This is a genomic window from Streptomyces sp. NPDC002825, assembly GCF_040295385.1.
GTDB lineage: Bacteria > Actinomycetota > Actinomycetes > Streptomycetales > Streptomycetaceae > Streptomyces.
In genome coordinates this window covers 1-26067 of sequence record NZ_JBEOVH010000009.1, presented here as the reverse complement: position 1 = coordinate 26067, position 26067 = coordinate 1, and the positions used below count along the sequence as shown (strand labels likewise).

At 72.4% G+C, this 26067-nt stretch carries 18 protein-coding genes and 2 pseudogenes; 7 read left to right on the top strand and 13 right to left on the bottom strand.

Annotation, left to right across the window (positions count from 1 at the left end):
• Positions 1-61 precede the first annotated feature (61 nt).
• Complete coding sequence (locus tag ABT041_RS14250) at positions 62-1309, bottom strand: acetate kinase (protein WP_351183757.1); 1248 nt, start codon at positions 1307-1309, stop codon at positions 62-64.
• Positions 1306-3387, bottom strand: a complete 2082-nt coding sequence (gene pta / locus ABT041_RS14245) for a phosphate acetyltransferase (RefSeq protein WP_351183755.1) — start codon at positions 3385-3387, stop codon at positions 1306-1308. The genes ABT041_RS14250 and pta overlap by 4 nt, the downstream gene beginning before the upstream one ends.
• 305 nt (positions 3388-3692) lie before the next feature.
• Between pta and ABT041_RS14240 the strand changes: the two genes are divergently transcribed.
• Both ABT041_RS14240 and ABT041_RS14235 read left to right on the top strand, forming a co-directional pair.
• Positions 3693-4718 (top strand): ATP-dependent 6-phosphofructokinase, encoded by a 1026-nt coding sequence (locus ABT041_RS14240; RefSeq protein WP_351183753.1) that lies wholly within the window; start codon positions 3693-3695, stop codon positions 4716-4718.
• Between the two features lie 371 nt (positions 4719-5089).
• The gene (locus ABT041_RS14235) at positions 5090-6055 is read left to right on the top strand and encodes a hypothetical protein (RefSeq protein ID WP_351183751.1); all 966 of its coding nucleotides are present in this window, start codon (positions 5090-5092) and stop codon (positions 6053-6055) included.
• Positions 6056-6111: 56 nt separating this feature from the next.
• Here the strand turns inward: ABT041_RS14235 and ABT041_RS14230 are convergent, their stop codons facing one another.
• From ABT041_RS14230 to ABT041_RS14215, 4 genes are all read right to left on the bottom strand, one after another.
• On the bottom strand, positions 6112-6852 hold the full coding sequence (locus tag ABT041_RS14230) for a tyrosine-protein phosphatase (protein ID WP_351183749.1): 741 nt from the start codon (positions 6850-6852) through the stop codon (positions 6112-6114).
• An 18-nt stretch (positions 6853-6870) separates the two neighbouring features.
• Complete coding sequence (locus ABT041_RS14225) at positions 6871-7545, bottom strand: helix-turn-helix domain-containing protein (protein ID WP_351183747.1); 675 nt, start codon at positions 7543-7545, stop codon at positions 6871-6873.
• A gap of 101 nt (positions 7546-7646) precedes the next feature.
• Positions 7647-8336 carry a response regulator gene (locus ABT041_RS14220; protein WP_351183745.1) on the bottom strand — a complete coding sequence of 230 codons (690 nt, stop codon included), beginning with the start codon at positions 8334-8336 and terminating at the stop codon, positions 7647-7649.
• Entirely contained in the window at positions 8333-10120 is a 1788-nt protein-coding gene (locus ABT041_RS14215) for a sensor histidine kinase (RefSeq protein WP_351183743.1), read from the bottom strand. Before ABT041_RS14215 ends, ABT041_RS14220 begins: the two co-directional genes overlap by 4 nt.
• Positions 10121-10316: 196 nt before the next feature.
• On the opposite strand from ABT041_RS14215, the gene ABT041_RS14210 reads away from it, so the two are divergent.
• Positions 10317-11666 (top strand): cation:dicarboxylate symporter family transporter, encoded by a 1350-nt coding sequence (locus ABT041_RS14210; RefSeq protein ID WP_351183741.1) that lies wholly within the window; start codon positions 10317-10319, stop codon positions 11664-11666.
• A 485-nt stretch (positions 11667-12151) separates the two neighbouring features.
• Here the strand turns inward: ABT041_RS14210 and ABT041_RS14205 are convergent, their stop codons facing one another.
• Positions 12152-13033, bottom strand: a complete 882-nt coding sequence (locus tag ABT041_RS14205; protein ID WP_351183739.1) for an aldo/keto reductase — start codon at positions 13031-13033, stop codon at positions 12152-12154.
• On the bottom strand, positions 13033-13929 hold the full coding sequence (locus ABT041_RS14200) for an NAD-dependent epimerase/dehydratase family protein (protein WP_351183737.1): 897 nt from the start codon (positions 13927-13929) through the stop codon (positions 13033-13035). Before ABT041_RS14200 ends, ABT041_RS14205 begins: the two co-directional genes overlap by 1 nt.
• Positions 13930-14005: 76 nt before the next feature.
• On the opposite strand from ABT041_RS14200, the gene ABT041_RS14195 reads away from it, so the two are divergent.
• From ABT041_RS14195 to ABT041_RS14180, 4 genes and pseudogenes are all read left to right on the top strand, one after another.
• Positions 14006-14530, top strand: coding sequence for an Lrp/AsnC family transcriptional regulator (locus ABT041_RS14195; protein WP_351183735.1), 525 nt, complete (start codon positions 14006-14008; stop codon positions 14528-14530).
• A gap of 42 nt (positions 14531-14572) precedes the next feature.
• Positions 14573-14680, top strand: a pseudogene (locus tag ABT041_RS14190) (MerR family DNA-binding transcriptional regulator); the annotation flags it as partial.
• 20 nt (positions 14681-14700) lie between these two features.
• Positions 14701-14967, top strand: a pseudogene (locus tag ABT041_RS14185) (thioredoxin family protein); the annotation flags it as partial.
• Positions 14968-15131: 164 nt separating this feature from the next.
• Positions 15132-17378, top strand: a complete 2247-nt coding sequence (locus tag ABT041_RS14180; protein WP_351183733.1) for a HelD family protein — start codon at positions 15132-15134, stop codon at positions 17376-17378.
• Here the strand turns inward: ABT041_RS14180 and glgB are convergent.
• The 5 genes from glgB to ABT041_RS14155 all read right to left on the bottom strand — a co-directional run.
• Positions 17365-19599 carry a 1,4-alpha-glucan branching enzyme gene (glgB, locus tag ABT041_RS14175; RefSeq protein ID WP_351183731.1) on the bottom strand — a complete coding sequence of 745 codons (2235 nt, stop codon included), beginning with the start codon at positions 19597-19599 and terminating at the stop codon, positions 17365-17367. The genes ABT041_RS14180 and glgB overlap by 14 nt on opposite strands.
• A gap of 322 nt (positions 19600-19921) precedes the next feature.
• On the bottom strand, positions 19922-21259 hold the full coding sequence (locus tag ABT041_RS14170) for a maltokinase N-terminal cap-like domain-containing protein (protein WP_351183729.1): 1338 nt from the start codon (positions 21257-21259) through the stop codon (positions 19922-19924).
• Positions 21260-21504: 245 nt separating this feature from the next.
• On the bottom strand, positions 21505-23199 hold the full coding sequence (treS, locus tag ABT041_RS14165; protein ID WP_351183727.1) for a maltose alpha-D-glucosyltransferase: 1695 nt from the start codon (positions 23197-23199) through the stop codon (positions 21505-21507).
• Positions 23196-25181 carry an alpha-1,4-glucan--maltose-1-phosphate maltosyltransferase gene (locus tag ABT041_RS14160; protein ID WP_351183725.1) on the bottom strand — a complete coding sequence of 662 codons (1986 nt, stop codon included), beginning with the start codon at positions 25179-25181 and terminating at the stop codon, positions 23196-23198. The genes treS and ABT041_RS14160 overlap by 4 nt, the downstream gene beginning before the upstream one ends.
• A gap of 326 nt (positions 25182-25507) precedes the next feature.
• The coding region (locus tag ABT041_RS14155) for an NmrA family NAD(P)-binding protein (protein ID WP_502976473.1) at positions 25508-26067 on the bottom strand (560 nt) is incomplete at its 5' end.

Below are 26067 nucleotides of genomic sequence, written 5' to 3'. Positions count from 1 at the left end.
TCGGTTTGTTTCACTGCGGAATATTCCGTCTGGCGGAAAGTACAAATGGGCGCGGGCCCGCTCAGGCGTTCACTTCTCCGCCCACCAGTTCGTAGCTCTGCCGGGCGATCTCCAGCTCCTCGTCCGTGGGCACCACGGCGACCGCCACCCGCGCGTACACCGGCGAGATGATCCGTGCCTCGTCGGAACGCACCGCGTTCAGGTCCGCGTCCACCGCGAGCCCCAGCTCCTCGAGGCCCGCGATCGCAGCCTCCCGCACCGGCGCCGCGTTCTCACCGACCCCCGCCGTGAACGCCACCGCGTCCACCCGGCCGAGCACCGCGTAGTACGCGCCGATGTACTTCTTCAGGCGGTGCACGTAGATGTCGAAGGCGAGCGCCGCCCGCTCGTCGCCCTCGTCGATCCGCCGGCGGATCTCCCGCATGTCGTTGTCGCCGCAGAGGCCCACCAGACCGGACTTCTTGTTGAGCAGTACGTCGATCTCGTCCGTCGACATGCCCGCCACCCGCTTGAGGTGGAAGGTGACCGCCGGGTCGATGTCGCCCGAGCGGGTGCCCATGACCAGGCCCTCCAGGGGCGTCAGGCCCATCGAGGTGTCCACGCACCGGCCGCCCCGCACCGCCGAGGCCGAGGCTCCGTTCCCCAGGTGCAGCACGATCACGTTCACCTCCTCCGGCTCCTTGCCGAGCAGCCGCGCCGTCTCCCGCGAGACGTACGCGTGCGAGGTGCCGTGGAAGCCGTACCGGCGGATGCGGTGCGCGTCGGCGGTCTCCACGTCGATCGCGTACCGCGCCGCCGACTCCGGCATCGTGGTGTGGAACGCGGTGTCGAAGACCGCCACCTGCGGCAGGTCGGGGCGCAGCGTCATCGCCGTACGGATGCCGACGAGGTTCGCCGGGTTGTGCAGCGGAGCCACCGGCACGAGCCGCTCGATCTCCGCGAGCACCTCCTCGTCGATGACCGTCGGCTGGGTGAACCGGAGCCCGCCGTGCACCACCCGGTGGCCGATCGCCGCGAGTTCGGGGGAGTCCAGGCCAAGCCCGTCCGCCGCCAGCTCCTCGGCGACCGCCTTCAGCGCGGCCGCGTGGTCGGGGATCGCCCCGTTCTTCTCGCGCTTCTCACCTCCCCCTCGCTTCGCCGGGGGGACCCCCACGCCCTGCAGCGGGGTGTGGACGATACGGGAGGTCTCCTCGCCGATCCGTTCGACCAGGCCCTGGGCGAGCCGGCTGTCGTCCTTCATGTCGAGCAGCTGGTACTTCACCGACGAGGAACCGGAGTTGAGGACCAGTACACGGGTGGGGGTCGTCATGCCGGGAGCTCCTGGACCTGGGACTGGATCGCCGTGATGGCGACCGTGTTGACGATGTCGCTGACGAGCGCGCCGCGCGAGAGGTCGTTCACGGGCTTGCGCAGACCCTGCAGCACCGGGCCGACGGCCACGGCGCCGGCCGAACGCTGCACGGCCTTGTAGGTGTTGTTGCCGGTGTTGAGGTCCGGGAAGATCAGCACGGTCGCCTGACCGGCCACCTCCGAACCCGGCAGCTTCGTCGCCGCCACGGAGGGCTCGACGGCCGCGTCGTACTGGATCGGGCCCTCGATCCGCAGCTCCGGATGCGCCTCGCGGACCAGCTTCGTCGCCTCCCGCACCTTGTCGACGTCGACGCCCGAGCCCGAGGTGCCCGTGGAGTACGACAGCATCGCGATCCGCGGCTCCACGCCGAAGCGGGCCGCGGTCGCCGCCGACTGGGCGGCGATGTCGGCCAGCTGCTCGGCGTTCGGGTCCGGGTTGACCGCGCAGTCGCCGTACACGAGGACCTTGTCGGCGAGGCACATGAAGAACACCGAGGAGACGATCGACGCGTCCGGCTTCGTCTTGATGATCTCGAACGCGGGCCGGATGGTCGCCGCAGTGGAGTGCACGGACCCCGACACCATCCCGTCGGCCAGACCCTCCTGGACCATCAGGGTGCCGAAGTAGTTCACGTCCGAGACCACGTCGTACGCGAGCTCGACCGTGACGCCCTTGTGGGCCCGCAGCGCCGCGTACTGCTCGGCGAACGTGTCGCGCAGCTCCGAGGTCTGCGGGTCGATCAGCTGCGTGTCGCCGAGGTTCACGCTCAGGTCGGCGGCCTTCTTGCGGATCGTCTCGACGTCGCCGAGCAGCGTCAGATCGCAGACGTCACGACGGATCAGCACGTCGGCGGCGCGCAGCACCCGCTCCTCGGTGCCCTCCGGGAGCACCACCCGGCGCCGGTCGGCCCGCGCCTGTTCGAGCAGCTCGTGCTCGAACATCATCGGGGTGACCCGGCCGCTGCGCGCGACCGAGATCCGCTTGAGGAGGTCGGCGGTGTCCACGTGCCGCTCGAAGAGACCGAGGGCGGTCTCGGCCTTGCGCGGGGTGGCGGCGTTCAGCTTGCCTTCGAGCGCGAACAGCTCGGCGGCGGTCGGGAAGCTGTTGCCGGGCACGGAGATGACCGGGGTGCCGGGCGCGAGACGGGCCGCGAGGGTCAGGATCTCCTCGCTGGGCCGCTCGTTCAGGGTGAGCAGCACGCCCGCGATCGGCGGGGTGCCGGCCGAGTGCGCGGCGAGCGCGCCGACGACCAGGTCGGCCCGGTCCCCGGGGGTGACGACCAGACAGCCCGGGGTCAGCGCGTTGAGGAAGTTCGGCAGCATCGCGCCGCCGAAGACGAAGTCCAGCGCGTCCCGGGCGAGGCCCGCGTCGTCGCCGAGGACGACGGAGGCGCCGAGCGCGTGGGTGATCTGGGCGACGGTCGGCGCGGCGAGCGCCGGCTCGTCGGGCAGGACGTAGCAGGGCACGGGGAGCCGGGCCGCGAGCCGCTCGGCGATGGCCTCGCGGTCCTCGCCGGCCACCCGGTTGACGACCATCGCGAGCACGTCGCAGCCGAGCCCGTCGTACGCCCGGAAGGCGTTGCGCGCCTCGGCCCGTACGGACTCGGCCGGCTGGCCCTTGCCGCCGACGACCGGGATGACGGAGGCGCCGAACTCGTTGGCGAGGCGGGCGTTGAGCGCGAGCTCGTCGGGGAGCTGGGTGGCGGCGAAGTCGGTGCCGAGGACGAGGACGACCTCGTAGTCGCGGGCGACGGCGTGGAAGCGGTCGACGAGCCGGGACACCAGCTCGTCGGTGCCCCGCTCGGCCTGGAGCGCGGAGGCCTCGTGGTAGTCCATGCCGTAGACCGTGGCGGCGTCCTGCGAGAGCCGGTAGCGGGCGCGCAGCAGATCGAAGAGCCGGTCCGGGCCGTCGTGGACCAGTGGCCGGAAGACACCCACCCGGTCCACTTGGCGGGTGAGGAGCTCCATGACTCCCAGCTCGACGACCTGGCGGCCGTCTCCGCGGTCGATCCCGGTCACGTACACGCTGCGCGTCACGCCGTCGTCTCCTGTCCAGTCCTGCGGAAGGGGCCGAGCGGTGCCCTCGCGGCACCTTTGCGCGGCCCGTGTGTCAATCGACAGTGCTCAGAAAGCCCCGATAGGGCGGCATTACCCCCTTGACAATACCCCCGCCAGTGGTTAGGTCGCCCGCCGGACGAAGGGCCTCCGGAGCGGGACGAAAGCCCTCCCCGGGGCGTCCCGGCAGGGACGCGCGGACGGGCGACGAGCGCGCCCGCCAGGCTGAGCGTGTGAGAATTGCGGTGGCTCATAACGGACCGCGACCGAGCAGGAGACACAGCACGATGCGCATCGGAGTTCTCACCGCAGGCGGCGACTGCCCCGGCCTGAACGCAGTGATCCGGTCGGTCGTGCACCGGGCCGTCACTCACTACGGCGACGAGGTCATCGGCTTCGAGGACGGCTACGCGGGCCTCCTCGACGGGCGCTACCGTCCCCTCGACCTCAACGCCGTCAGCGGCATCCTCGCCCGCGGCGGCACCATCCTCGGCTCCTCCCGCCTGGAGCGCGACCGCTTCCGCGCGGCCTGCGACAACGCCAAGGAGCTCATCGAGAAGAGCGGCTTCGACGCGCTCGTCCCGATCGGCGGCGAGGGCACCCTCACCGCCGCCCGGATGCTCCACGAGGCGGGCGTGCCGGTCGTCGGCGTGCCCAAGACCATCGACAACGACATCTCCTCCACCGACCGCACCTTCGGCTTCGACACCGCCGTCGGCGTCGCCACCGAGGCCATGGACCGGCTCAAGACCACCGCCGAGTCCCACCAGCGCGTGATGGTCGTCGAGGTGATGGGCCGGCACGCCGGGTGGATCGCCCTGGAGTCCGGCATGGCCGGCGGCGCGCACGGCATCTGCCTTCCCGAGCGGCCCTTCGACCCGGCCGACCTGGTCAAGATGGTCGAGGAGCGCTTCTCCCGCGGCAAGAAGTTCGCCGTCATCTGCGTCGCCGAGGGCGCCCACCCCGCCGACGGCACGATGGACTACAACAAGGGCGAGATCGACCAGTTCGGCCACGAGCGCTTCCAGGGCATCGGCACGGCCCTCGCGTACGAACTGGAGCGCCGCCTCGGCAAGGAGGCCCGCCCCGTCATCCTCGGCCACGTCCAGCGCGGTGGCACACCGACCGCGTACGACCGGGTGCTCGCCACCCGCTTCGGCTGGCACGCGGTGGAGGCCGTGCACCGCGGTGACTTCGGCCGGATGACGGCGCTGCGCGGCACGAACGTCGAGATGGTGCCGCTGGCGGACGCCGTGACCCAGCTGAAGACGGTCCCGGAGGACCGGATGCGGGAGGCGGAGTCGGTGTTCTAGGGGGCCGGTAGGGGGCGGGACCCGGCCCCTGCACGGAGCGGGACCGCCTGGCCGCGGTCCCGGCCCGACGGGCCTGGATCCGGCGCCGGACGGCCCGGTCCTCCGGCGCCTGGATCCGGCGCCGGACGGCTCGGTCCTCCATCCTCTCCGTCGGGACCTTCGCCCCGGCCTTTCCCGGATTCCGTCCGGGACCCCGCACCACCCGAGTGGCCCCGACCGTCCCCCCGTGGACGGTCGGGGCCACTCCGGCGTGTCCGGCACCACCCCCGGAAATGCCGGATTCCACCCTTGAGCCCCGGCGCGAGATCAACAAGGCTTGAGGCCTGTCCCGGACATGTCCCAACGCTGTCCGGCCGAGGGGGGAGACGCGGATGACGCCCGGGGAGCACGCTCCTGACCCACGGGAGGCACGGAGCCCCGCCGAGTTCCTCGTACGCCTCCAGGCCCTCAAGGACCGGTCCGGCCTGACCTACCGCGAGCTGTCGGCGCGCGCGGAGGCGAACGGCGACGTCCTGCCCCGCTCCACGGTGGCGAACATGCTGTCCCGCCCGACACTGCCCCGCGAGGAGCTCCTCGCCGTCTTCGTCCGCGCCTGCGGGCTCGCACCGGCCGAGGGGGAGGACTGGCTGACGGTACGGAAGGAACTCGCGGCCCGCGGGACGTACGAGCCGGACCCCGAAGCCGAGGAGACACCCGCCACGCCCGCCTGGCCCGGCGCCGAGAACCCCGACGGCAAGGCGGGCCGCGACCGCCCCGGGCCCCGGATACGGCGCGGCCTCGTCGCGGCCGTCGCGCTCGGCGGGCTCGTGCTCGCCGGCGCCAGCGTCGTCGCCTTCCTGAAGAACGGCCACGCCGGGCACCCGCCCCGTACCCCCACCGCCCCCGCCGCCGGCGACGTCCGCATCCGGGTGACCGGCACCGAGTTCTGCCTCGGCGAACGGCGCGGCACCCGCACCGGCCAGATCCACCAACTGCCGTGCGCCGCAGCGGGCGTCCCGCGCTACTCGCTCGCGGAGCTGGACGGCGGCCGCTGGAGGATCGTTTCGGACCACCCCGACTTCGGCCCCGGCTGCTCCGGGATACCCTCCGGCGGCCGGATACCCGACGCCGCGTACGAGGACTCGGAGTGCGGCGACCCGACCCGCGTCGAGTCGTTCGCCCTGGAGGCGTACGGCACCCCCGTCGAGGGCTACCGGATCGTCCCCGTGGACTCCGCGACCCCCGGCAGCTGCGTCACCGTCGTCGGCGACCGCACGGCGGCCTGGGCCCGGTTGGCCCAGGCGCCCTGCGCGCCGGACGCGGCGGGCCAGCTCTTCGACTTCGACCGGGACGACTGACGGAGGCCGGCCGTCAGCGCGGTTCGGCGAGCGCGGCCCCGGCGAACGCGATGCGGTCAGGCGACCTCCACCAGACGGGCCCTGAGCGCCGTCACCACGGCCGGGTCGAGGCCGACGTGGCCGGTGACGTACCCGTACACCGAGCCGTACCGCTCGCGCAGGTCCGCGAGGAACAGCCGGATGACGTCGGCGGGCGCGCGACCGTAGCCCGGCCAGCGCGGTTCCCGGCCCGGGTGCGCGGCCTTCCAGTCCTCGATCAGCCGCTCCGTGGCCAGTTCGGTGAGCGCGAAGTCCGCGAGGATCTCCTCGTCGGGGACCTCCAGGAGACCGAGGACGAGGGCGGCGAGCAGACCCGTACGGTCCTTCCCCGACGCGCAGTGGAAGACGAGCGGCCCCTCGACGGTGGCGATCAGCTCCAGGGCGGTGCGGAGTTCCGCCGCCCCGTCCTCGGCGACCTCGGCGAAGCGGTCGGCGAGGTAGCGCCAGGGGTCGAGGGCGGGGTCGATCGCCTCCTGGTCGTAGGGGCGGTGCTCGATGGAGAGGTTGTGCCAGGAGACCTCCTCGGCCTCCGGCAGACGGCCCTTGCCGGCGATCTCCCACGGGTAGCGCAGGTCGATCACCGTGCCCACGCCCAGCGCGCGGAAGCGCTCCAGATCGGCGGGGCCTGCGTTCGCGAGCTTGCCGAGGGAGTCGGAGCGGTACAGGGTCTCCCACCGCACCGTGCCGCCGTCGGCGGTCCGATAGCCGCCCAGGTCACGGAAGTTGTGGAGGCGGTCGAAGGATATGTGTCGTCTCACGGCCGCCAATCTACGGTCCTACGGGCCGACGGCCGCCCAGAAGTGCCCGGTGATCCCGTCCAGATAGGCGCGCCCCTCGTCGCCGGTCGCCTCGGAGGCGCGGCCCCAGCTGCTGATCGCGACCATCCGCGCGTGGTACTCCGTGTGCAGCTCCCGGAGCGCGGACTCCACGATCGGCTTCGGCAGCGGCACCAGCTTCGCCACCGGCTTCACGTACGCCTGCCAGCGGGTCGTCGCCGCGTCGCGCAGCAGCTCGGCGAGGGGCTCGTCGCCGCCGGTCGCGGTGACCAGGGCGCGCGGGCCGAGACGGAGCGCCTCGGCGAGGGCGAGCGTCTGGCGTTGGTTGCCGCGCCAGCGGCCCTCCTCCTCCATCCGCTGGTACGCGGAGGGCGACACGCCCGTCCGCCGGGCGAGCTCCTCGACGGACAGCCCGAGCGCGACCCGGTGCTCGCGCAGGGTGCCGGGGGCGGCGATCAGCTCCGCGGGGGAGCACCACAGGACGCCCGCGAGGGCGGTGAGCTCCTGCTCGTCCGGGACGGTGAGGCCGCGCTCCCAGCCGGCCACGGTCTCGGGGTCGACGAGGAGGCCGTACTGCACCCGCAGGCCGTAGGCGACATGGCCGGGGGCCATGCCGAGGGCTTCGCGGAGACGGCGTGCGGCACGGGCGTCGAAGGGAGGGGAGGGTTGGTGCACCCGGTCACGGTAGATACCAAAAGTGACGGATGGCTACGGTGCGTTCCCCCAACGTGCGTCGTCGTAGGAACGGGTGAACCGGCCGGTAACCGCGGGGTCGCTCAGCGCGTCCGGCCGTCGAGCCAGCGGTACTGGAGCTCCGGCCGCCCGATCTGACCGTACTGCGGGGCGCGCACGGCCCGGCCCTCGGTGACCAGGTGCTCCAGATAGCGGCGCGCGGTGATCCGGGAGATCCCGACGGCCGCGCCGGCCTCGGCGGCGGTGAGCCCCGCGGGGGCGGCGCGGAGGGTACGGGTGACCGCTTCGAGCGTCGGCGCGCTCAGGCCCTTGGGGAGCGTGGCGGGCTGCGGGGCGCGGAGCGCGGCGAGGGCCCGGTCCACCTCGTCCTGCCCGGAGGCCTCGCCGGCGGCCGCGCGGAACTCGGCGTACCGGACGAGCCGGTCGCGGAGGGTCGCGAAGGCGAAGGGCTTCAGGACGTACTGGACGACGCCGAGGGACACGCCCTCGCGGACGATCGCCAGGTCGCGGGCGGAGGTCACGGCGATGACGTCGGCGGAGTGACCGGCGGCCCGCAGGGCACGGAGGAGCTGGAGGCCGTGGCCGTCGGGCAGGTAGAGGTCGAGCAGGATCAGGTCGACCGGCGTCCGGTCGAGGATCCGCACGGCGGCGGCCCGCGAATGCGCGACCCCGACGACCTGGAAGCCCTCGACGCGCCCGGCGTAGAGCGCGTGGGCGTCGGCGGCGACGGGGTCGTCCTCGACGACGAGGACGCGGAGGGGAGCGGCGCTCATGGGCGCACCTCCGACGCGTGGCCGCCGGGGCGCCCCTGCTCGGGGAGGCCCGGGCCGTCGGCGGGGTCCGACGCGTGGTCGCCGGGGCGCCCCTGCTCCGGGAGGCCCGGGCGGTCGGCGGGGTCCGACGCGTGGTCGCCGAGGCCGTCGGCGGGGCCGTGCGCGGCGGCGGCCGGGTGGTTCTGCTGGGGCAGAGGTACCGGCAGCGGCAGGCGGACCGTGAATTCCGCGCCGCCCTCCTCCGCGTCCGTCAGGTGCAGCGTGCCCGACGCGCGGCCGACCGCCTGCACCACCAGGGCGAGACCCAGGCCCCGGCCGGGGCCCCGGGTGGACCAGCCGCGGCCGAGGACCGCCTCCCGGTCGGCGGGGCGGACGCCCGGGCCGCTGTCGCCGACCCGCAGCAGCAGCTCCCCGTCGCCCGCGCGGGCCGCGACCGTGACCGTCACGCGCGCGTGCGGGGTCCCGCCGGCCGCCTCCACCGCGTTGTCGATGAGGTTGCCGAGGATCGTCACCAGGTCCCGGGACGGCAGGGCCGCCGGCACCCGGCCGTCGTCGATGCGGCTGTCCTCGGTGAGGACCAGCTCCACGCCCCGCTCGTTGGCCTGCGCCGCCTTCCCCAGGAGCAGCGCCGCGAGCACCGGCTCGCCGACGGCGTCGACCACCCGGTCCGTCAGCGCCTGGGCGAGCTCCAGCTCCGCCGTCGCGAACTCCACGGCCTCGTCCACGCGGCCCAGTTCGATCAGCGACACGACCGTGTGCAGCCGGTTCGCCGCCTCGTGGGCCTGCGAGCGGAGCGCCTCCGTGAAGCCGCGCTCGGAGTCCAGCTCGCCGGAGAGCGCCTGGAGTTCGGTGCGGTCCCGGAGCGTGACGACCGTGCCGCGCCGCTCCCCGCCGACCACCGGCCGGGTGTTCACGACCAGGACCCGTTCGGCCGTCAGGTGCGTCTCGTCGACCCGCGGCTCGGAGGAGAGCAGCGCGCCGGTCAGCGAGACCGGCAGGCCGAGCTCGGCCGCCGGACGGCCGACGACACCCTCGTCCAGGGCGAGGAGCTCCCGCGCGCCGTCGTTGATGAGGGCGATCCGCCGCCGTCCGTCGAGCATCACGAGGCCCTCCCGCACGGCGTGCAGAGCGGCCTCGTGGTAGTCGTGCATCCGGCTCAGCTCGGTGGCGTTCATGCCGTGCGTGTGGCGGCGCAGACGCGCGTTCACGACGTACGTCCCCGCCCCGCCGAGCGCGAGCGCCGCGCCCGCCATCCCGAGCAGGGCGGTCACCTGCTCCCGTACCTGCTCGCTGATCTTGTCGATGGTGATGCCCGCGCTGACCAGGGCGACGACCCGGCCGCCGTCGAGGACGGGCGCCACCGTCCGCACGGAGGGACCGAGGACGCCCATGTGGGTCTCCGAGTAGAGCCGGCCCTGCCGGGCCTCCTCTATGTGACCGAGGTACGTACGGCCGATCTGCGCCGGCTCCGGGTGCGTCCAGCGGGTGCCGTCCGGGGCCATGATCACCACGAAGGCCACGCCCGCGTGGCGCCGCAGCGACTCCGCGTACGGCTGGAGGGCGGCCGTCGGGTCGGCGGAGCGGGCGGCGGCGACCACGGACGGGGAGTCGGCGACGGCGGCGGCGGTCGCCGTCGCCTGGCGCCGGGCGGTCTCCTCGGCCTGCGCCCGGTCCGTGAGGTACGCGAACACCGCGCACCCCGCCACGACGACGGCCACGAGCACGACCTGCATCGCGAAGAGCTGGCCGGCGAGGCTGCGGGGGCGGGGGAGGGGGTAACGCATGCCGGTAAGTGTGCACGTGGGAACCTGCGGGAGCGGCATGCCGTTCCCGAATCGTGCCCTTCCGGCGAGGGCGCGGCGCCGGTCCCTCGTTTCGGTCGTGAACGAAACGTACGCAACCGTGACCCGGGTCACAGGCTGATGGATAGTCGCGGAGGTCCACCGGGACGTGGACATCCATCAGCACGAGGAGGACCCCGTGGCCGCACGACGGGACCGCACCCACTATCTGTACCTGGCCGTCATCGGCGCCGTACTGCTCGGCATCACGGTCGGCTTCCTGGCACCGGACGTCGCCGTCGAGCTCAAGCCGATCGGCACCGGCTTCGTCAGCCTGATCAAGATGATGATCTCGCCGATCATCTTCTGCACGATCGTGCTTGGCGTCGGATCCGTCCGGAAGGCCGCGAAGGTCGGCGCCGTCGGCGGCCTCGCCCTCGGCTACTTCCTCGTGATGTCGACCGTCGCACTCGCGATCGGTCTGCTCGTCGGCAACCTCCTGGAGCCGGGCTCCGGGCTCCACCTCACCAAGGAGATCGCCGAGGCGGGCGCGAAGCAGGCCGAGGGCGCGAGCGAGTCGACCTCGGACTTCCTGCTCGGGATCATCCCGAAGACCCTCGTCTCGGCCTTCACCGAGGGCGAGGTCCTCCAGACCCTCCTCGTCGCGCTGCTCGCGGGCTTCGCGCTCCAGGCGATGGGCGCGGCCGGAGAGCCGGTCCTCCGCGGGATCGGGCACATCCAGAAGCTCGTCTTCCGCATCCTCGGCATGATCATGTGGGCCGCGCCGGTCGGTGCGTTCGGGGCGATCGCGGCGGTCGTGGGCGCGACGGGCACCGCGGCGCTGAAGTCCCTGGCCGTCATCATGATCGGCTTCTACGTGACGTGCGGCCTCTTCGTCTTCGTGGTCCTCGGCGCGCTGCTCCGCCTGATCGCCGGGATCAACATCTGGTCCCTGCTCAAGTACCTGGGCCGGGAGTTCCTGCTGATCCTCTCCACCTCCTCGTCCGAGTCCGCGCTGCCGCGGCTCATCGCGAAGATGGAGCACCTGGGCGTCAGCAAGCCGGTCGTCGGCATCACCGTGCCGACCGGCTACTCCTTCAACCTCGACGGCACCGCGATCTACCTGACGATGGCCTCGCTGTTCACCGCCGAGGCGATGGGGAACCCGCTCTCCATCGGCGAGCAGATCTCGCTCCTCGTCTTCATGATCATCGCCTCGAAGGGCGCGGCGGGCGTCACCGGCGCGGGCCTCGCCACCCTCGCGGGCGGCCTCCAGTCGCACCGGCCCGAGCTGGTCGACGGGGTGGGCCTGATCGTCGGCATCGACCGCTTCATGAGCGAGGCGCGGGCGCTGACGAACTTCGCGGGGAACGCGGTGGCGACGGTGCTCGTCGGCACGTGGACGAAGGAGATCGACAAGGCGCGGGTCACGGAGGTGCTGGCGGGGCGGGTGCCGTTCGACGAGACGACGCTCGTGGACGACCACGGGCCGGCGGCGGTGCCGGACCAGCGCACGGAGGGCGAGGAAAAGGCCCGAGCGGGCGTCTGACCCCCCACGCCGGGCCTCGCCGCCGCGGGGCCCGCGCCCGGTCGGGCGGTGCCCCCACCCCCCCGCGCCCGTGTGGGCAATCGTCCCGCAGGGCGGGACGGGTGGGCACACGGGACGGCGCCCTCCAGCGGCGCCTCCGCGTTCCGAGCCTGGACCCGCACCTGCTGGACGGCACTGGTGGTGCGGGTCAGGGCGCGGGAGCCTCTGGCGCCGGCAAGGGCGCCGTTCCGTTGTGCCCACCCGTTCCGCCCCTTGCGGAACGCCTGCCCACAACGGCGGGTGGGCACCGCGCCGGCGGAACGCCTGCCCACAACGGGGGTGGGCACCGCCCCCGCGGAACGCATGCCCACAACGGGGGTGGGCACCGCCCCCGCGGAACGCATGCCCACAACGGCGCCCGGTGAGACCCCGGGTCCCGGGTCTTGAGCCGGATCCGGGGCTCGGGAGGAGGACGGCCCCCTGCCCAGGGGGTCGTCCTTCTCGCGTCAGGCGGCGTTCAGCGCCGCCAGCTCCTCCGGCGACAGCTCCAGCGAAACCGCCCCGGCCGAGTCCCGCACCGTCGACGGTCGGCTCGCCCCCGGGATCGGCAGGACCGTCGACGAGCGGCCGAGCAGCCACGCCAGGGCCACGCGCTGCGGGCTGACCCCCCGCGCCCGCGCCACCCGGTGGAAGGCGCCGAACTCCGGGTCCTCCTCCAGCGCCGACGCCCCGTCCAGGGAACTGCGCGAGATCCCGCCGAGCGGGCTCCAGGGCAGGAAGGCGAGCCCGAGCTCCGCGCAGAGCCGCAGCTCCGCCTCGCTGTCCCGCACCGCGGGGGAGTAGCGGTTCTGTACGGAGACCAGCCGGTCGCCGAGGATCTCGCGGGCGAGCAGGATCTGCGGGACGTCGACGTTCGAGATGCCCGCGAGCCGGATCGTGCCCGCGTCCAGCAACTCCCGCACCGCTCCGAGCGATTCGGCGTACGGGACCGCCGGGTCCGGCTTGTGCAGCTGGTAGAGCCCGATCGCCCCGCCACCGAGCCGCCGCGCCGAGCCCTCCGCCGCCCGCCTCAGGTGCTCGGGCCGGCCGTTCACGCTCCAGTCGCCGTCGGCGGTGCGCCCCCGGCCGCCCTTGGTCGCCACGAGCACGTCGTCCGTGCCGCCGCCGTACGAGGCGAGGGCCCGGGCCACGAGGAGTTCGCCCTCGCCCGGCGTGCCGCCCGGCGGGTGGTAGGAGTCGGCGGTGTCGAGCAGCGTCACCCCGGAGTCCAGCGCCGCGTGCACGGTGGCGACCGCCCGCGTCTCGTCCGGCCGGCCCTCGATGGAGAGCGGCATCGTGCCGAAGCCGATCGCCCCGACCCGTACGTCCCCCAGCATCCGGTACCGCATCAGTTCTCCGCTCCGATCGTCTCGACTACCGCCTTCGCCAGCCAGTCGCCGGAATGGCCGAAGGAATAACCCAGGGAAACCGCCCGGGAGTTGTCCATCCCGTACGAGCGGGCGAAGGAGAACGGCGAGACCTCGCCGACCTCCACCCCCTGGAACACCGTCCGGCCGCCCACCAGCTTCTCGATCTCCGCGCAGATGTCGGCCGTGGTGAGCGGGCCGTGGGAGTGCGCGTTCACCGGGCCGGTGAATTCCGCCCCGACCGCCCAGGCGAGGAACGCGGCGATCTCCTCCACGTAGATGTACGTCGCCGGGTGGTTGACCACCGGTACGGCTATCGGCTCGCCCGCCCGGATCCGCCGCGCGTAGTGGTCCAGGCGGCCCGTGAAGTCGTCCGCGCCGCCGAGCACGTGCGCCACCCGGACCGAGGCCCAGGCGAAGGGCGTGCCCGCCGCGAAGACCGCCTCGGCCTGCCGCTTGCCCTCCCCGTAGTGCGCGCCGAGGAACTCGGGGTCCCCCCAGGGCAGGCCCGTGTCCACGGTCACGGTGGCCAGGTCGAGGGCGGACTCGGCGACCGGCAGGGCCGAGTCCTCGTACTCGTAGACCTCGACGGTCGACGTCATGACATAGCGCCGGGTGCGCGTCGCGAACACCCTCCGGGCGATCTCCGCCTGGCGCGGCGTGTAGCAGACCTGGTCCACGACGACGTCGAAGGAGCGGCCCGCGAGAACGGATTCCAGCGCCTTCTCGTCATCACGGTCGGCGACCAGCTGCTCGATTCCCTCCGGCGCGGCGGAAGAACCCCGGTTGAGCACCGTGATGCGGTGCCCGGATTCCCGGAGCAGCGCGATGAGCCGCTTTCCGAAATAGCGGTTCCCGCCGATGACCAGAATGTCCATGGAACTCAACTCCCCCAACTCCCTTGCTTTCGAGGACAAGTGTTACGTTGTGCGCTCGCCGATTGAAGGGGGAAACATGGGAGTGCAGGCCGTCCCGCCGAAGGAACCACGGCATTCGCGTGCCGCCACCGACGAAACCTCGGCGGCCGCTTTCGACCCCATCGACCGGCAGATCCTGGACCTCCTGCAGACCGACGGCCGCATCAAACTGAGCGAGCTCGGCCGCCGCGTCCGGCTCAGCCCCGCGGCCGTCACCGAACGCGTCCGCCGGCTCGAGGCGGCCGGGGCGATCACCGGTTACGGCGCGCACGTCGCGCCGCCCGTCCTCGGCTACGGCATCCAGGCCTTCATCCGCGTGAACCCGCACGGCGGCTACAACCTGAAGCACCCCCGCACCCTGGAGCTGACCTCGCGCCCCGAGGTCCTGGAGGTCCACCACGTGGTCGGCGAGGACTGCTGGATCCTGAAGGTCGCCGTCACCGACACCATCCACCTGGAAGAGATCCTGGAGCAGACCTCGGCCCTCGGCCGGACCACGACCTCGATCGTGCTGTCCTCCCCGGTGGTCCGCAAACCCCTCCTCCCCGCCACGGGACGCTGACTCCTTGCCTCGACGTCGGCGTCAAGGCCTACCGTCGGGGACATGCGCATCGGAGGGCTGGCCGAGCGGGCCGGGACGACCACGCGGACCCTGCGGTACTACGAGTCCCGCGGTCTGCTGACCGCCCGGCGTACGGAGCAGGGGTACCGACTGCGGCACGGAGGTGCTGGGCCGGCCTGCCGGTCCTGGTGAAGTTCACCGCGGAGTGGTGCGGGCCGTGCCGGCAGCTGAAGCCGGTGCTGGGCGCGATCGCCGCGGAGGAGGCGGCGCGGCTGCGGATCGTGGAGATCGACGTGGACCGCAACCCGGAGACCGCCCGGCGGTACGGGGTCCTCGCCACCCCGACCCTCACGGTCTTCCGGGGAGGCGAGCCGGTGAAGTCGATCGTCGGCGCCCGCCCGAAGCGCCGCCTCCTGTCGGACCTGGAGGACGTACTGGCCCAGAGCCGGGCCGGTACCGCCGCCGCCGAGGCATACAGAAATACCCCGACTAGAATTGACAGTCGGGGTATTGCCTCGCGTATATTGATGGATTCCGTGTCCGGGCGTACCGGAGACGCGGAGAAGTTCAATAAACGCACTGTATCGCGCCGGGAGTCGAATTGTCAACCGAGGAATTTCGGAATGAGCAGCAATTCATCACCGATCTCTACGCACGACTCGACGACCTCAGGGACCAGGCCGAAGCCGCCGTCGAGCAGGCGCTGCGCACCCCCGGGGTCGGCAGCAGCCAGGGCCGCCTCGAACGGGACGTGATGGTCGCCGAGCAGTCGGGGCTGCTCGCCGCGCTCAACGCCGGGGAGAGCGGACTCTGCTTCGGCCGGCTCGTCTTCAAGGACGGCCGCGACCACCACATCGGCCGGCTCGGCATCCGCGAGGACGACCCGAACCGCACGCCGCTCGTCGTCGACTGGCGCGCCGAGATCGCCCGCCCCTTCTACCTCGCCACCGGCTACGAGCCGATGGGCCTCTCCCGCCGCCGCCACATCACCACCCTGGGCCGCGAGGTCGTCTCCCTCCACGACGAGGTCCTCGACCTCGCCGACGCCACCCGCACCGGCCACGAGAGCCGCAACGCCGACGAGGTGCTGCTCGCCGCGCTCGACGCCGCCCGCACCGGCCGCATGCACGACATCGTGCAGACCATCCAGGCCGAGCAGGACGCCATCATCCGCTCCCCGCACCGCGGGGTCCTCGTCGTCGAGGGCGGCCCCGGCACCGGCAAGACCGCCGTGGCCCTGCACCGGGCGGCCTACCTCCTGTACGCACACCGCGAGCAGCTCGCCAAGCGGGCCGTCCTCATCGTCGGCCCCAACCCCGCCTTCCTGGGCTACATCGGCAACGTCCTGCCCTCCCTCGGCGAGACCGGCGTCCTCCTCGCCACCCCCGCCGAGCTCTTCCCCGGCGTCCGCGCCACCGGCACCGACACCCCGCGCGCCGCCGCCGTGAAGGGCGCCGCCACCATGGCCGACGCCCTCGCCGCGGCCGTACGGGACCGCCAGCAGGTCCCCGAGCGCGGCGAGCCGCTGATCGTCCCCCACGAGGACGGCGACCTGGTCATCGACTGGGACATGGCCCTCGAAGCCCGCCACAAGGCCCGCGAGACCGTCCTCCCGCACAACCTCGCCCGCCCCTACTTCGTCTTCCGGATCCTCGACGCGCTCGCCGAACAGCTCGCCGACCGCATCGGCGCCGACCCCTACGGCGGCCCCAACTTCCTCGGCCCCGACGACATCGCCCTGCTCGCCAAGGGCATCGCCGCCAACCCCGACGTCCACGCCGCCATCGACACCCTCTGGCCGCCCCTCACCCCGCAGGCCTTCCTCGCGGACTACCTCGCCGAACCCACCCACCTCACGGACGACGACGCCGCCGCGATCCGCCGCGACGGCGGACCCTGGACCCCCGCCGACGTACCCCTGCTCGACGAGGCCGCCGAACTCCTCGGCGAGGACGACTCCGCGCTCCGCGCCGCCGAGGAGGCCGAACGGCAGAAGCAGATCCAGTACGCACAGGGCGTCCTCGACGTCTCCTTCGCCTCCCGCACCTACGAGTTCGAGGACAAGGAGGAGCTCGACAAGGACGCCTCCGAGGTCCTCTCCGCCCACGACATCATCGACGCCGAACGCTTCGCCGAACGCCACGAGGAGGCCGACCACCGCACGGCGGCCGAGCGGGCCGCCGCCGACCGCACCTGGGCCTTCGGCCACATCATCGTCGACGAGGCCCAGGAGCTCTCCGCCATGGCCTGGCGGCTCCTCATGCGCCGCAGCCCCAGCCGCTCCATGACCCTGGTCGGCGACCCCGCCCAGACCGGGGACCCGGCCGGCGTCGGCGCCTGGAAGAGCATCCTCGGCCCGTACGTCGAGGACCGCTGGCAGCACGTCCGCCTCGGCGTCAACTACCGCACGCCCGCCGAGATCATGGCCGTCGCCGCCGAGACCCGCCGGGCCGCCGAACCCGGCTTCGAACCGCCCCGCTCGGTGCGCTCCACCGGCGTCGAGCCCTGGGACCGGACCGTCGACGACCCGGTGAAGGAGGCCGCCGACGCGGTCGCCGCCGAACTCCGCGAGGAGGGCCGGATCGCCGTCATCGCCCCGTCCGCGTTCCACCGCGGCCTGATCGCGGCGCTCCCCGAGGCCTCGTACGGCCCCACGCCCGACCTCACCCGCCCGGTCGTCCTCCTCGACCCCCGGCAGGCGAAGGGCCTCGAATTCGACACCGTCCTCGTCGTCGACCCCGACGGCATCCGGGCGGGCGCCACGCACGGGATCAACGACCTGTACGTGGCGCTCACCAGGGCCACTCAGCGGATGGGCGTCATCAGGCCGGCCGTCACGCCGGCCTGAGCCAGACCGTCGCGAGCGGCGGCAGCGTCATCCGCACGCTCGCGTCCCGGCCGTGCCACGGCACCGACTCGGTCTTCACCGGGTCGGTGCCGACCACGTCCGAGCCGCCGTACCGCGCCGCGTCCGTGTTGAGGACCTCCGCCCAGGCCGCGCACGTGTCCGGCACCCCCAGCCGGTAGTCGTGGCGCACCACCGGCGAGAAGTTGCAGACGGCGAGCAGCGGCGAACCGCAGCCGTCGTACCGCAGGAACGCGAAGACGTTGTCGTCGGCCGCGTCCCCCACCACCCACTGGAAGCCCTCCGGAACGGTGTCCCGCTCCCAGAGCGAGGGCGTCGCCGCGTACACCGTGTTCAGGTCCCGGACGAGATCCCGCACCCCCCGGTGGTCCGCCTCCGCCCCGTACGCCGGATCGAGCAGCCACCAGTCCGGGCCGTGGTCCGCCGACCACTCCGCACCCTGCGCGAACTCCTGTCCCATGTACAGCAGCTGCTTGCCCGGGTGCGCCCACATGAAGCCCAGATAGGCGCGGTGGTTGGCCCGCTGCTGCCACCAGTCGCCCGGCATCTTCGACACCAGCGACCGCTTGCCGTGCACCACCTCGTCGTGCGAGATCGGCAGGATGTAGTTCTCGCTGTACGCGTACACCATCGAGAACGTCATCTCGTGGTGGTGGTACTTGCGGTGCACCGGCTCCTTCTGCACGTACTCGAGCGAGTCGTGCATCCAGCCCATGTTCCACTTCATGCCGAACCCCAGGCCGCCGAAGCCGCCAGGACCCACCTGGTCCGTCGCCCGCGTCACCCCGTCCCAGGCGGTCGACTCCTCGGCGAAGGTGACGACGCCGGGGCAGCGGCGGTACACGGTGGCGTTCATCTCCTGGAGGAAACGCACCGCGTCCAGGTTCTCCCGGCCGCCGAACTCGTTCGGCACCCACTCGCCGTGCTCCCGCGAGTAGTCCAGGTAGAGCATCGACGCCACCGCGTCCACCCGCAGCCCGTCGATGTGGAACTCCTGGCACCAGTACACGGCGTTGGCCACCAGGAAGTTCCGCACCTCCTTGCGGCCGTAGTCGAACTCCAGCGTCCCCCAGTCGGGGTGGTGCGAACGGCGCGGGTCCTCGTGCTCGTACAGCGGACGCCCGTCGAACTCCGCGAGCGCCCAGTCGTCCTTCGGGAAGTGCGCCGGCACCCAGTCCATCAGCACGCCGATCCCGGCCCGGTGCAGCGCGTCGACCAGGAACCTGAAGTCGTCGGGAGTGCCCATGCGGGCCGTCGGCGCGTAGAACCCGGTGACCTGGTAGCCCCACGAGCCGCCGAAGGGATGCTCGGTGACCGGCATGAACTCCACGTGCGTGAACCCGAGGTCACGGACGTACGCGGGCAGCTGCTCGGCCAGCTGGCGGTAGCCGAGCCCCGGCCGCCACGACGGCAGATGCACCTCGTACACCGAGATCGGCGCCTCGTGCGGCGGGCGGGACCCGCGCCGCTCCATCCACTCCGCGTCGTCCCAGGTGTAGTGCGAGGCGGTGACGATCGAGGCGGTGTTCGGCGGGCACTCCGTGCGGCGCGCCATCGGGTCCGCGCGGACCGTGTGCGAGCCGTCGGGCCGCGTGATGTCGTACTTGTAGACGGCGCCCTCGCCGAGGCCCGGCACGAACAGCTCCCACACGCCCGTGGAGCCCAGCGAACGCATCGGCAGCGCCGTGCCGTCCCAGTGCGTGAAGTCACCCGTGACGCGGACGCCGCGCGCGTTCGGCGCCCACACGGCGAAGCGGGTGCCGGCGACGCCCTCGTGGGTCATCGGGTGCGCGCCGAGCGCCGTCCACAGCTCCTCGTGCCGGCCCTCCCCGATGAGGTGCAGGTCCAGCTCGCCGAGGGAGGGGAGGAAGCGGTACGGGTCGTGGACGGGCATCTCGTCCCCGTCGTACCGCACCCTGAGCTCGTACGCGGGCACCTTCCGGAGCAGCGGGACGAACACCGAGAACAGTCCGTCGCCGTCGTCGTCCATCGCGAGGCGCTTGCCCTTGGTGAGGACGGCGACCTCCTTGGCCCAGGGGCGCAGCGCCCTGATGACGACCCCGCCCTTCACCGGATGCGCACCCAGCACCCCGTGGGGGTCGTGATGCTCCCCGGCGAGCAGCCGGGCCCGGTCGCCGGGGTCGAGCGGGGGCGCCTTACGGGGCGACTTGCCGGCCGTCTTGCCTGCGGATCGGGCGGTCACGGGGGTGCCTCCTGTTTGGTACGGGGGGTACGGATGCGCAACGGTGTTGCGGGCCGCGGGGAAACTCGGCCGAACGGGCGCCGTTGTGGGCGAGGCCCCGCGCCGTGTGGGCAGGCGTCCCGCAGGGCGGGACGGGTGGGCACACGGGACGGCGCGCCCAGCGGCGCCTCCGCGTCCTGCGCCTGGACCCGCACCAGCGGTGACGGTGCACGCGGGTGCGGGTTCAGGCTCGGGAGCCTCCGGCGCCGGTGAGGGCGCCGTTCCGTTGTGCCCACCCGTTCCGCCCCAGCGGAACGATTGCCCACAACGGCGAGGCGGGCGGTCACGGGGCGGCCAGGCGTTCGATGGCGGACATCGGGACCGGGAGCCAGTCCGGGCGGTGGCGGGCCTCGTACAGGACCTCGTACACCGCCTTGTCCGTCTCGTAGGCCCGGAGCAGCGCGGGGTCGGCCCGCGGGTCGACCCCCGCCGCCTCCGCGTACCCCGTGCAGTACGCCGCCCGGCACCGCGACGCCCACTCCGCGTTCCACGGCCGGTGCGTGCGGGCCGCGTAGTCGAAGGAGCGGAGCATGCCGGCGACGTCGCGGACCGTCGGCTGCGGGCTGCGCCGCTCGTCCAGCGGCTTCGCCGGTTCGCCCTCGAAGTCGATGACGGCCCAGCCGCCGTCGGAGCCGCGCAGGGTCTGCCCGAGGTGCAGGTCCCCGTGGATGCGCTGCACGGCGGCCCCGCCGCTCGCCGCGGCGAAGACGGCCCGCAGCGCCGGTACGTGCGGCAGCAGCGCGGGGACCGCCTGCGCCGCCGCGTGCAGCCGCCGGTCCATCGCGGCGGCCAGCTGCTCGGTCTCCGCGCGGGCGAGCCGCCGGGTCGGCAGGGCGGAGGCCAGCGCCAGGTGCACCTCGGCCGTCGCCCGGCCGAGGGCCCGCGCTTCCCTCGTGAACTCCCGGCCGTCCGCGAGCGCGTCGAGGGCGAGCCGCCAGCCGTCCCGGGAGTCCCGCAGATAGGGCTGCAGGACGCCGAGGGTGGAGGCTCCCGATTCGAACCAGGCGACCGGGGCGGGGACGCGTGCACAGCCGGCCCCGGCCAGGGCCAGCGGCAGCTCCAGGTCCGGGTTCGCCCCGGGACTCACCCGCCGGAAGATCTTCAGGATGAACGAATCTCCGTAGACGATGGAGGAGTTGGACTGCTCCGCGTCCAGCATCCGGGGGGCCAGGGCCGGCGGCAGGGCCGTCGTGGCGTGGAAGCGCAGCGGGCCCGTGCGGCCCGGGGTGCGCAGCCGCTCGTACAGGAGCCCCGCCAGGCGCGGGTCGCGCAGGCCCTCGTACACCGCCCGCCCGGCGAGCGGGCCCTGCCGGATCCGTCCGATCAGGGCGGGGGCGAGGCGGGGCGGCAGCTGGGTCCGTACGCCCAGGAGGAGTTGGTAGCAGTCGGCGGGTGTCCCGGCCGGGCGTCCCGGCTGTTCGACCCGTACGAGCAGATGGAGGAGACCGGGTCCCGCGCCGTCCAGGGGCAGCAGCTCGGTGGCCGCGTCCAGCGTGAATCCGGTGACCCGGCGGCCCTTGCCCGCGAACCAGCGCTGCCGTGGCAGCCATTCGTGGAGCAGGGGGGCGAGGGACGGAAGGAGGGCGTCCGGGGCCCGGGTGGTGGATGCGGTCTCCGGCATGGCATCGCGTCCTTTCCCCGGGGCGCGCAAGTGGCTTTCGTATGCGTTCAAATGCGCAGAGTGTCCCGGATGGCGGCTGTGACTGTCCGGATGTGCGGGACGTGTCGGAAAGGGAAGATCCGTATGGGCCCGGCAAGAAGGCCCGGATGGACCTGAATCGTGGCGTGGATCGTGTGTCGTTCACAGTGCCCAGAGTGGGACGGGGGAAACCGCCCCACCCCGGACGAACGGGAACTGGCTCCCGCTCAGGCCTTCTTGAGACGGAACCAGTAGAAGCCGTGACCCGCAAGGGTCAGGAGGTACGGCAGTTCGCCGATCGGCGGGAACTTCACCCCGCCGATCAGTTCCACCGGCCGCTTCCCCGCGAAGCGCCGCAGGTCCAGCTCGGTCGGCTGCGCGAACCGCGAGAAGTTGTTCACGCACAGGACCAGATCGTCGCCGTCCTCCCTCAGGAAGGCGAGCACCGCCGGGTTGGACGCCGGGAGTTCCGTGTACGTCCCCGTGCCGAAGGCCCGGTTCTGCTTACGGATCTCGATCATCCGCTTCGTCCAGTGGAGGAGCGAGGACGGCGAGGCCATGCCCGCCTCGACGTTCGTCACCTGGTAGCCGTGGACCGGGTCCATGATGGCCGGCAGGTAGAGCCGTCCCGGGTCGCAGGAGGAGAAGCCCGCGTTCCGGTCGGGGGTCCACTGCATCGGGGTCCGCACCCCGTCCCGGTCGCCGAGCCAGATGTTGTCGCCCATGCCGATCTCGTCGCCGTAGTACAGCACCGGCGAGCCGGGCAGCGAGAAGAGCAGCGCGGTGAACAGCTCCATCTGCTTGCGGTCGTTGTCGAGGAGCGGGGCGAGCCGCCGCCGGATGCCGATGTTGGCCCGCATGCGCGGGTCCTTGGCGTACTCGGCGTACATGTAGTCGCGCTCTTCGTCCGTGACCATCTCGAGCGTGAGCTCGTCGTGGTTGCGCAGGAAGATGCCCCACTGGCAGCCGGAGGGGATCTCCGGGGTCTTCGCCAGGATCTCGGAGACCGGGTAGCGCGACTCGCGCCGCACGGCCATGAAGATGCGCGGCATGACCGGGAAGTGGAAGGCCATGTGGCACTCGTCGCCGCCCGAGCGGAAGTCGCCGAAGTAGTCGACGACGTCCTCCGGCCACTGGTTGGCCTCGGCGAGCAGCACCGTGTCCGGGTAGTGGTCGTCGATCTCCTTGCGGACCCGCTTGAGGAAGGCGTGGGTGGCGGGGAGGTTCTCGCAGTTGGTGCCCTCCTGCTGGTACAGGTACGGCACCGCGTCGAGCCGGAAGCCGTCGATCCCCAGGTCGAGCCAGAACTTCAGCGCGGAGAGGATCTCCTCCTGCACGGCCGGGTTCTCGTAGTTGAGGTCCGGCTGGTGCGAGAAGAAGCGGTGCCAGTAGTACTGCTTGCGGACCGGGTCGAAGGTCCAGTTGGAGGACTCGGTGTCGACGAAGATGATCCGGGCGTCCGCGTACTGCTTGTCGTCGTCCGCCCAGACGTAGTAGTCGCCGTAGGGGCCGTCCGGGTCGCGCCGCGACTCCTGGAACCAGGGGTGCTGGTCGCTGGTGTGGTTCATGACGAAGTCGATGACCACGCGCATCCCGCGCTGGTGGGCCGCGTCGACGAACTCCACGAAGTCGGCGAGGTCGCCGAACTCGGGGAGCACCGAGGTGTAGTCGGCGACGTCGTACCCGCCGTCCCGCAGCGGGGACTTGAAGAACGGCGGCAGCCAGAGGCAGTCGACGCCCAGCCACTGGAGGTAGTCCAGCTTGGACGTGATGCCCTTCAGGTCGCCGACGCCGTCGCCGTTGCTGTCCTGGAAGGAGCGGACGAGGACCTCGTAGAACACCGCCCGCTTGAACCAGTCGGGATCGCGGTCCTTGGCGGGCGTGTCCTCGAAGGTGTCGGGGACGGGCTCGTTGACAGTCATGATGTGGGTGACCCTCCGGTCTGCGGGGACGGTCGCAGGGCGAGTACGTGCGCGGGCGTGACGCCCGGTTCCAAGCGCACGTATGCGGCCCTGCCCCAGTGATAGGTCTCGCCGGTGAGCTCGTCGCGCACCGGCACGGTCTCGTGCCAGTCGAGGCCGAGTTCCGGCATGTTCAACGAGAGTGAAGCCTCCTGGGTGTGGTGCGGGTCGAGGTTGACGACCACCAGAACGATGTTCGAACCCGAGCGCTTCGAGTACGCGATCACCTGCGGGTTGTCGGTGTCGTGGAAGGTCAGGTTCCGCAGCCGGCGCAGGGCCGGGTGGCGGCGCCTGATCCGGTTCAGTGCGGTGATCAGCGGGGTGATCGTCGCCCCCGCCCGCTCCGCCGACTCCCAGTCGCGCGGCCTGAGTTCGTACTTCTCGGAGTTCAGGTACTCCTCGCTGCCGTCCCGCAGCGGGGTGTTCTCGCACAGCTCGTAGCCGGCGTACATGCCCCAGGAGGGGGAGAGCGTCGCCGCGAGCACCGCCCGCGCCTCGAACGCGGGGCGGCCGCCCTCCTGGAGGTAGGCGTGCAGGATGTCGGGGGTGTTCACGAAGAGGTTCGGCCGCATCTGCGCCGCCGTCTCCCCGGACAGCTCGGTGAGGTACTCCGTCAGCTCCTCCTTGGTGTTGCGCCAGGTGAAGTACGTGTACGACTGCTGGAAGCCGATCGCGCCGAGCGTCCGCATCATCGCCGGCCGGGTGAACGCCTCCGCCAGGAAGATCACGTCCGGGTCGGCCCGGTTGATCTCGCCGATCACCCGCTCCCAGAACACCACCGGCTTCGTGTGCGGGTTGTCCACGCGGAAGATCCGGATGCCGTGGCCCATCCAGAACCGCAGGATCCGCACGGTCTCCGCGACGATGCCGTCCATGTCCTTGTCGAACGCGATCGGATAGATGTCCTGGTACTTCTTCGGCGGGTTCTCCGCGTACGCGATCGAACCGTCCGGCCGGTGGTGGAACCACTCCGGGTGCTTCTCCACCCACGGATGGTCCGGGGAGCACTGCAGCGCGAAGTCGAGCGCGATCTCGATCCGCAGCTCCTTCGCCCGCGCCACGAACGCGTCGAAGTCCTCGAAGGTCCCCAGGTCCGGGTGGAGCGCGTCGTGCCCGCCCTCCGGCGAACCGATCGCCCACGGCACGCCCACGTCGCTCGGCGACGCCGACAGGGAGTTGTTCGGTCCCTTGCGGTGGGTCTCGCCGATCGGGTGCACCGGCGGCAGGTACACGACGTCGAAGCCCATCGCGGCCACCGCCGGGAGCCGTTCGGCCGCGGTGCGGAAGTTCCCCGGGACCGTACGCCCCTTCACCTTCCGCACGCCCTCCGAGCGCGGGAAGAACTCGTACCAGGAGCCGAACAGGGCCCGCTCCCGCTCCACCTGCAGCGGCAACGCGGGGGAGGAGGAGAGCAGTTCGCGCAGCGGATGGCGGTCCAGGGCCTCGACGACCCGCGGGGCGAGCGCCGCCGCGAGCCGCACGGCCGCCGGGCGCGAGCCGTCGCGCAGCGCGTCCGCCGCGGCGAGCACGGCCTCCCGGCCGCCGCCCTTCTTCGGGACGCCCTTCGCGGCCCGCTCGTGCAGCTCGGCGCCCTCGGTGAGGACCAGTTCGGAGTCGATGCCGGCCGGGATCTTGATCCTCGCCGTGTGGCGCCAGGTGGCCACCGGGTCGCTCCAGGCCTCCACGGTGTACGTCCAGAGGCCCTCGGTGTCCGGGGTGACCTCGGCACCCCAACGGTCGGTGCCCGGGGCCAGTTCGCGCATCGGCGTCCAGGGGCCGGGGCGGCCCGACGGGCCGCGCAGCACGACATTGGCGGCGACCGCGTCGTGGCCCTCGCGGAAGACGGTGGCCGTCACCTCGAAGGTCTCTCCGGCCACCGCCTTCGCGGGGCGCCGGCCGCAGTCGACCAGCGGGCGGACGTCCAGTACGGGAATGCGTCCCATGAGCGGATTCACAGCATCACCTGACGGGTTACGGGGGTGCGGGTGGTGGTGCGCTCTTTCTAGCTCCGTCGACGGCCGGCGGGTTGCGGGCATGACGGCTCCTGTCCGCGTTCACTCGAATGGCGGGTCCAGAGGGATGAACAGGAACGAACGAAGGGCTCGGGGAGACGGGTTCGGGGGTGTACCGGTGGAGCCTTCCCACGGTTCTCGGGTGGGCAATCCGGCGCTTTGTTAACTACTAGGGCGTAGCCGACCCGGCAAGCGCTCCGCCCGGACAAGAAAGAAGCCCCGCCTTTGTGGGGCGGGGCTCGATCTGCGGTCCGGCGTCAGAGGCGCGGCGAGGTGTCCGGGGTCTCCGTGTCCGAGGACCACACCTGCCAGGGCTGACGGGACACCCACTCCTCCACGGGGGCCGGGTCCAGGCCGAGGACCTCCGACGACACCCCGTCGTCGTCCGTCATCAGGAGCGGATCCGCGCCGCTCGCCATGTAGTGGTAGATCCCCGCCACTCCGGCCGCCGTCTCCGGGCCGAGCAGCTCCGCCAGGCCCCGCTCGAACACGGCCGGATCCAGCTCCTCGTACCGCACCGACCGGCCGAGCCCCCGGCCGAAGGCCGCCGCGAGCTCACGGCCCGTCAGGGCGCGCTCGCCGCCGATGTCGAAGGTCCGGCCCTCCAGGCCCTCCCGGGTGAGCGCCGCGAGCGCCGCCTCCGCCAGACCCCGGTGCGACAGCCACGCCGTGCGCGCCGACTCCGGCAGCGGGTAGGCGAGGACCCCCTCCTCGACCAGGGTGGGACCGTTCCACGGCGAGAACAGGTTGTCCAGGTACACCGGCGGCCTGACCACGACGAGCGGCACCCCGCTGTCCCGCAGCACCCGCTCCGCGA

Bases quoted from the DNA above. Each gene is read 5' to 3' on its own strand.
- ABT041_RS14250 (WP_351183757.1), bottom strand. From the start codon at position 1,309: ATGACGACCCCCACCCGTGTACTGGTCCTCAACTCCGGTTCCTCGTCG.
- ABT041_RS14240 (WP_351183753.1), top strand. From the start codon at position 3,693: ATGCGCATCGGAGTTCTCACCGCAGGCGGCGACTGCCCCGGCCTGAAC.
- ABT041_RS14235 (WP_351183751.1), top strand. From the start codon at position 5,090: ATGACGCCCGGGGAGCACGCTCCTGACCCACGGGAGGCACGGAGCCCC.
- ABT041_RS14220 (WP_351183745.1), bottom strand. From the start codon at position 8,336: ATGAGCGCCGCTCCCCTCCGCGTCCTCGTCGTCGAGGACGACCCCGTC.
- ABT041_RS14215 (WP_351183743.1), bottom strand. From the start codon at position 10,120: ATGCGTTACCCCCTCCCCCGCCCCCGCAGCCTCGCCGGCCAGCTCTTC.
- ABT041_RS14205 (WP_351183739.1), bottom strand. From the start codon at position 13,033: ATGCGGTACCGGATGCTGGGGGACGTACGGGTCGGGGCGATCGGCTTC.
- ABT041_RS14200 (WP_351183737.1), bottom strand. From the start codon at position 13,929: ATGGACATTCTGGTCATCGGCGGGAACCGCTATTTCGGAAAGCGGCTC.
- ABT041_RS14195 (WP_351183735.1), top strand. From the start codon at position 14,006: ATGGGAGTGCAGGCCGTCCCGCCGAAGGAACCACGGCATTCGCGTGCC.
- ABT041_RS14170 (WP_351183729.1), bottom strand. From the start codon at position 21,259: ATGCCGGAGACCGCATCCACCACCCGGGCCCCGGACGCCCTCCTTCCG.
- treS (WP_351183727.1), bottom strand. From the start codon at position 23,199: ATGACTGTCAACGAGCCCGTCCCCGACACCTTCGAGGACACGCCCGCC.
- ABT041_RS14160 (WP_351183725.1), bottom strand. From the start codon at position 25,181: ATGGGACGCATTCCCGTACTGGACGTCCGCCCGCTGGTCGACTGCGGC.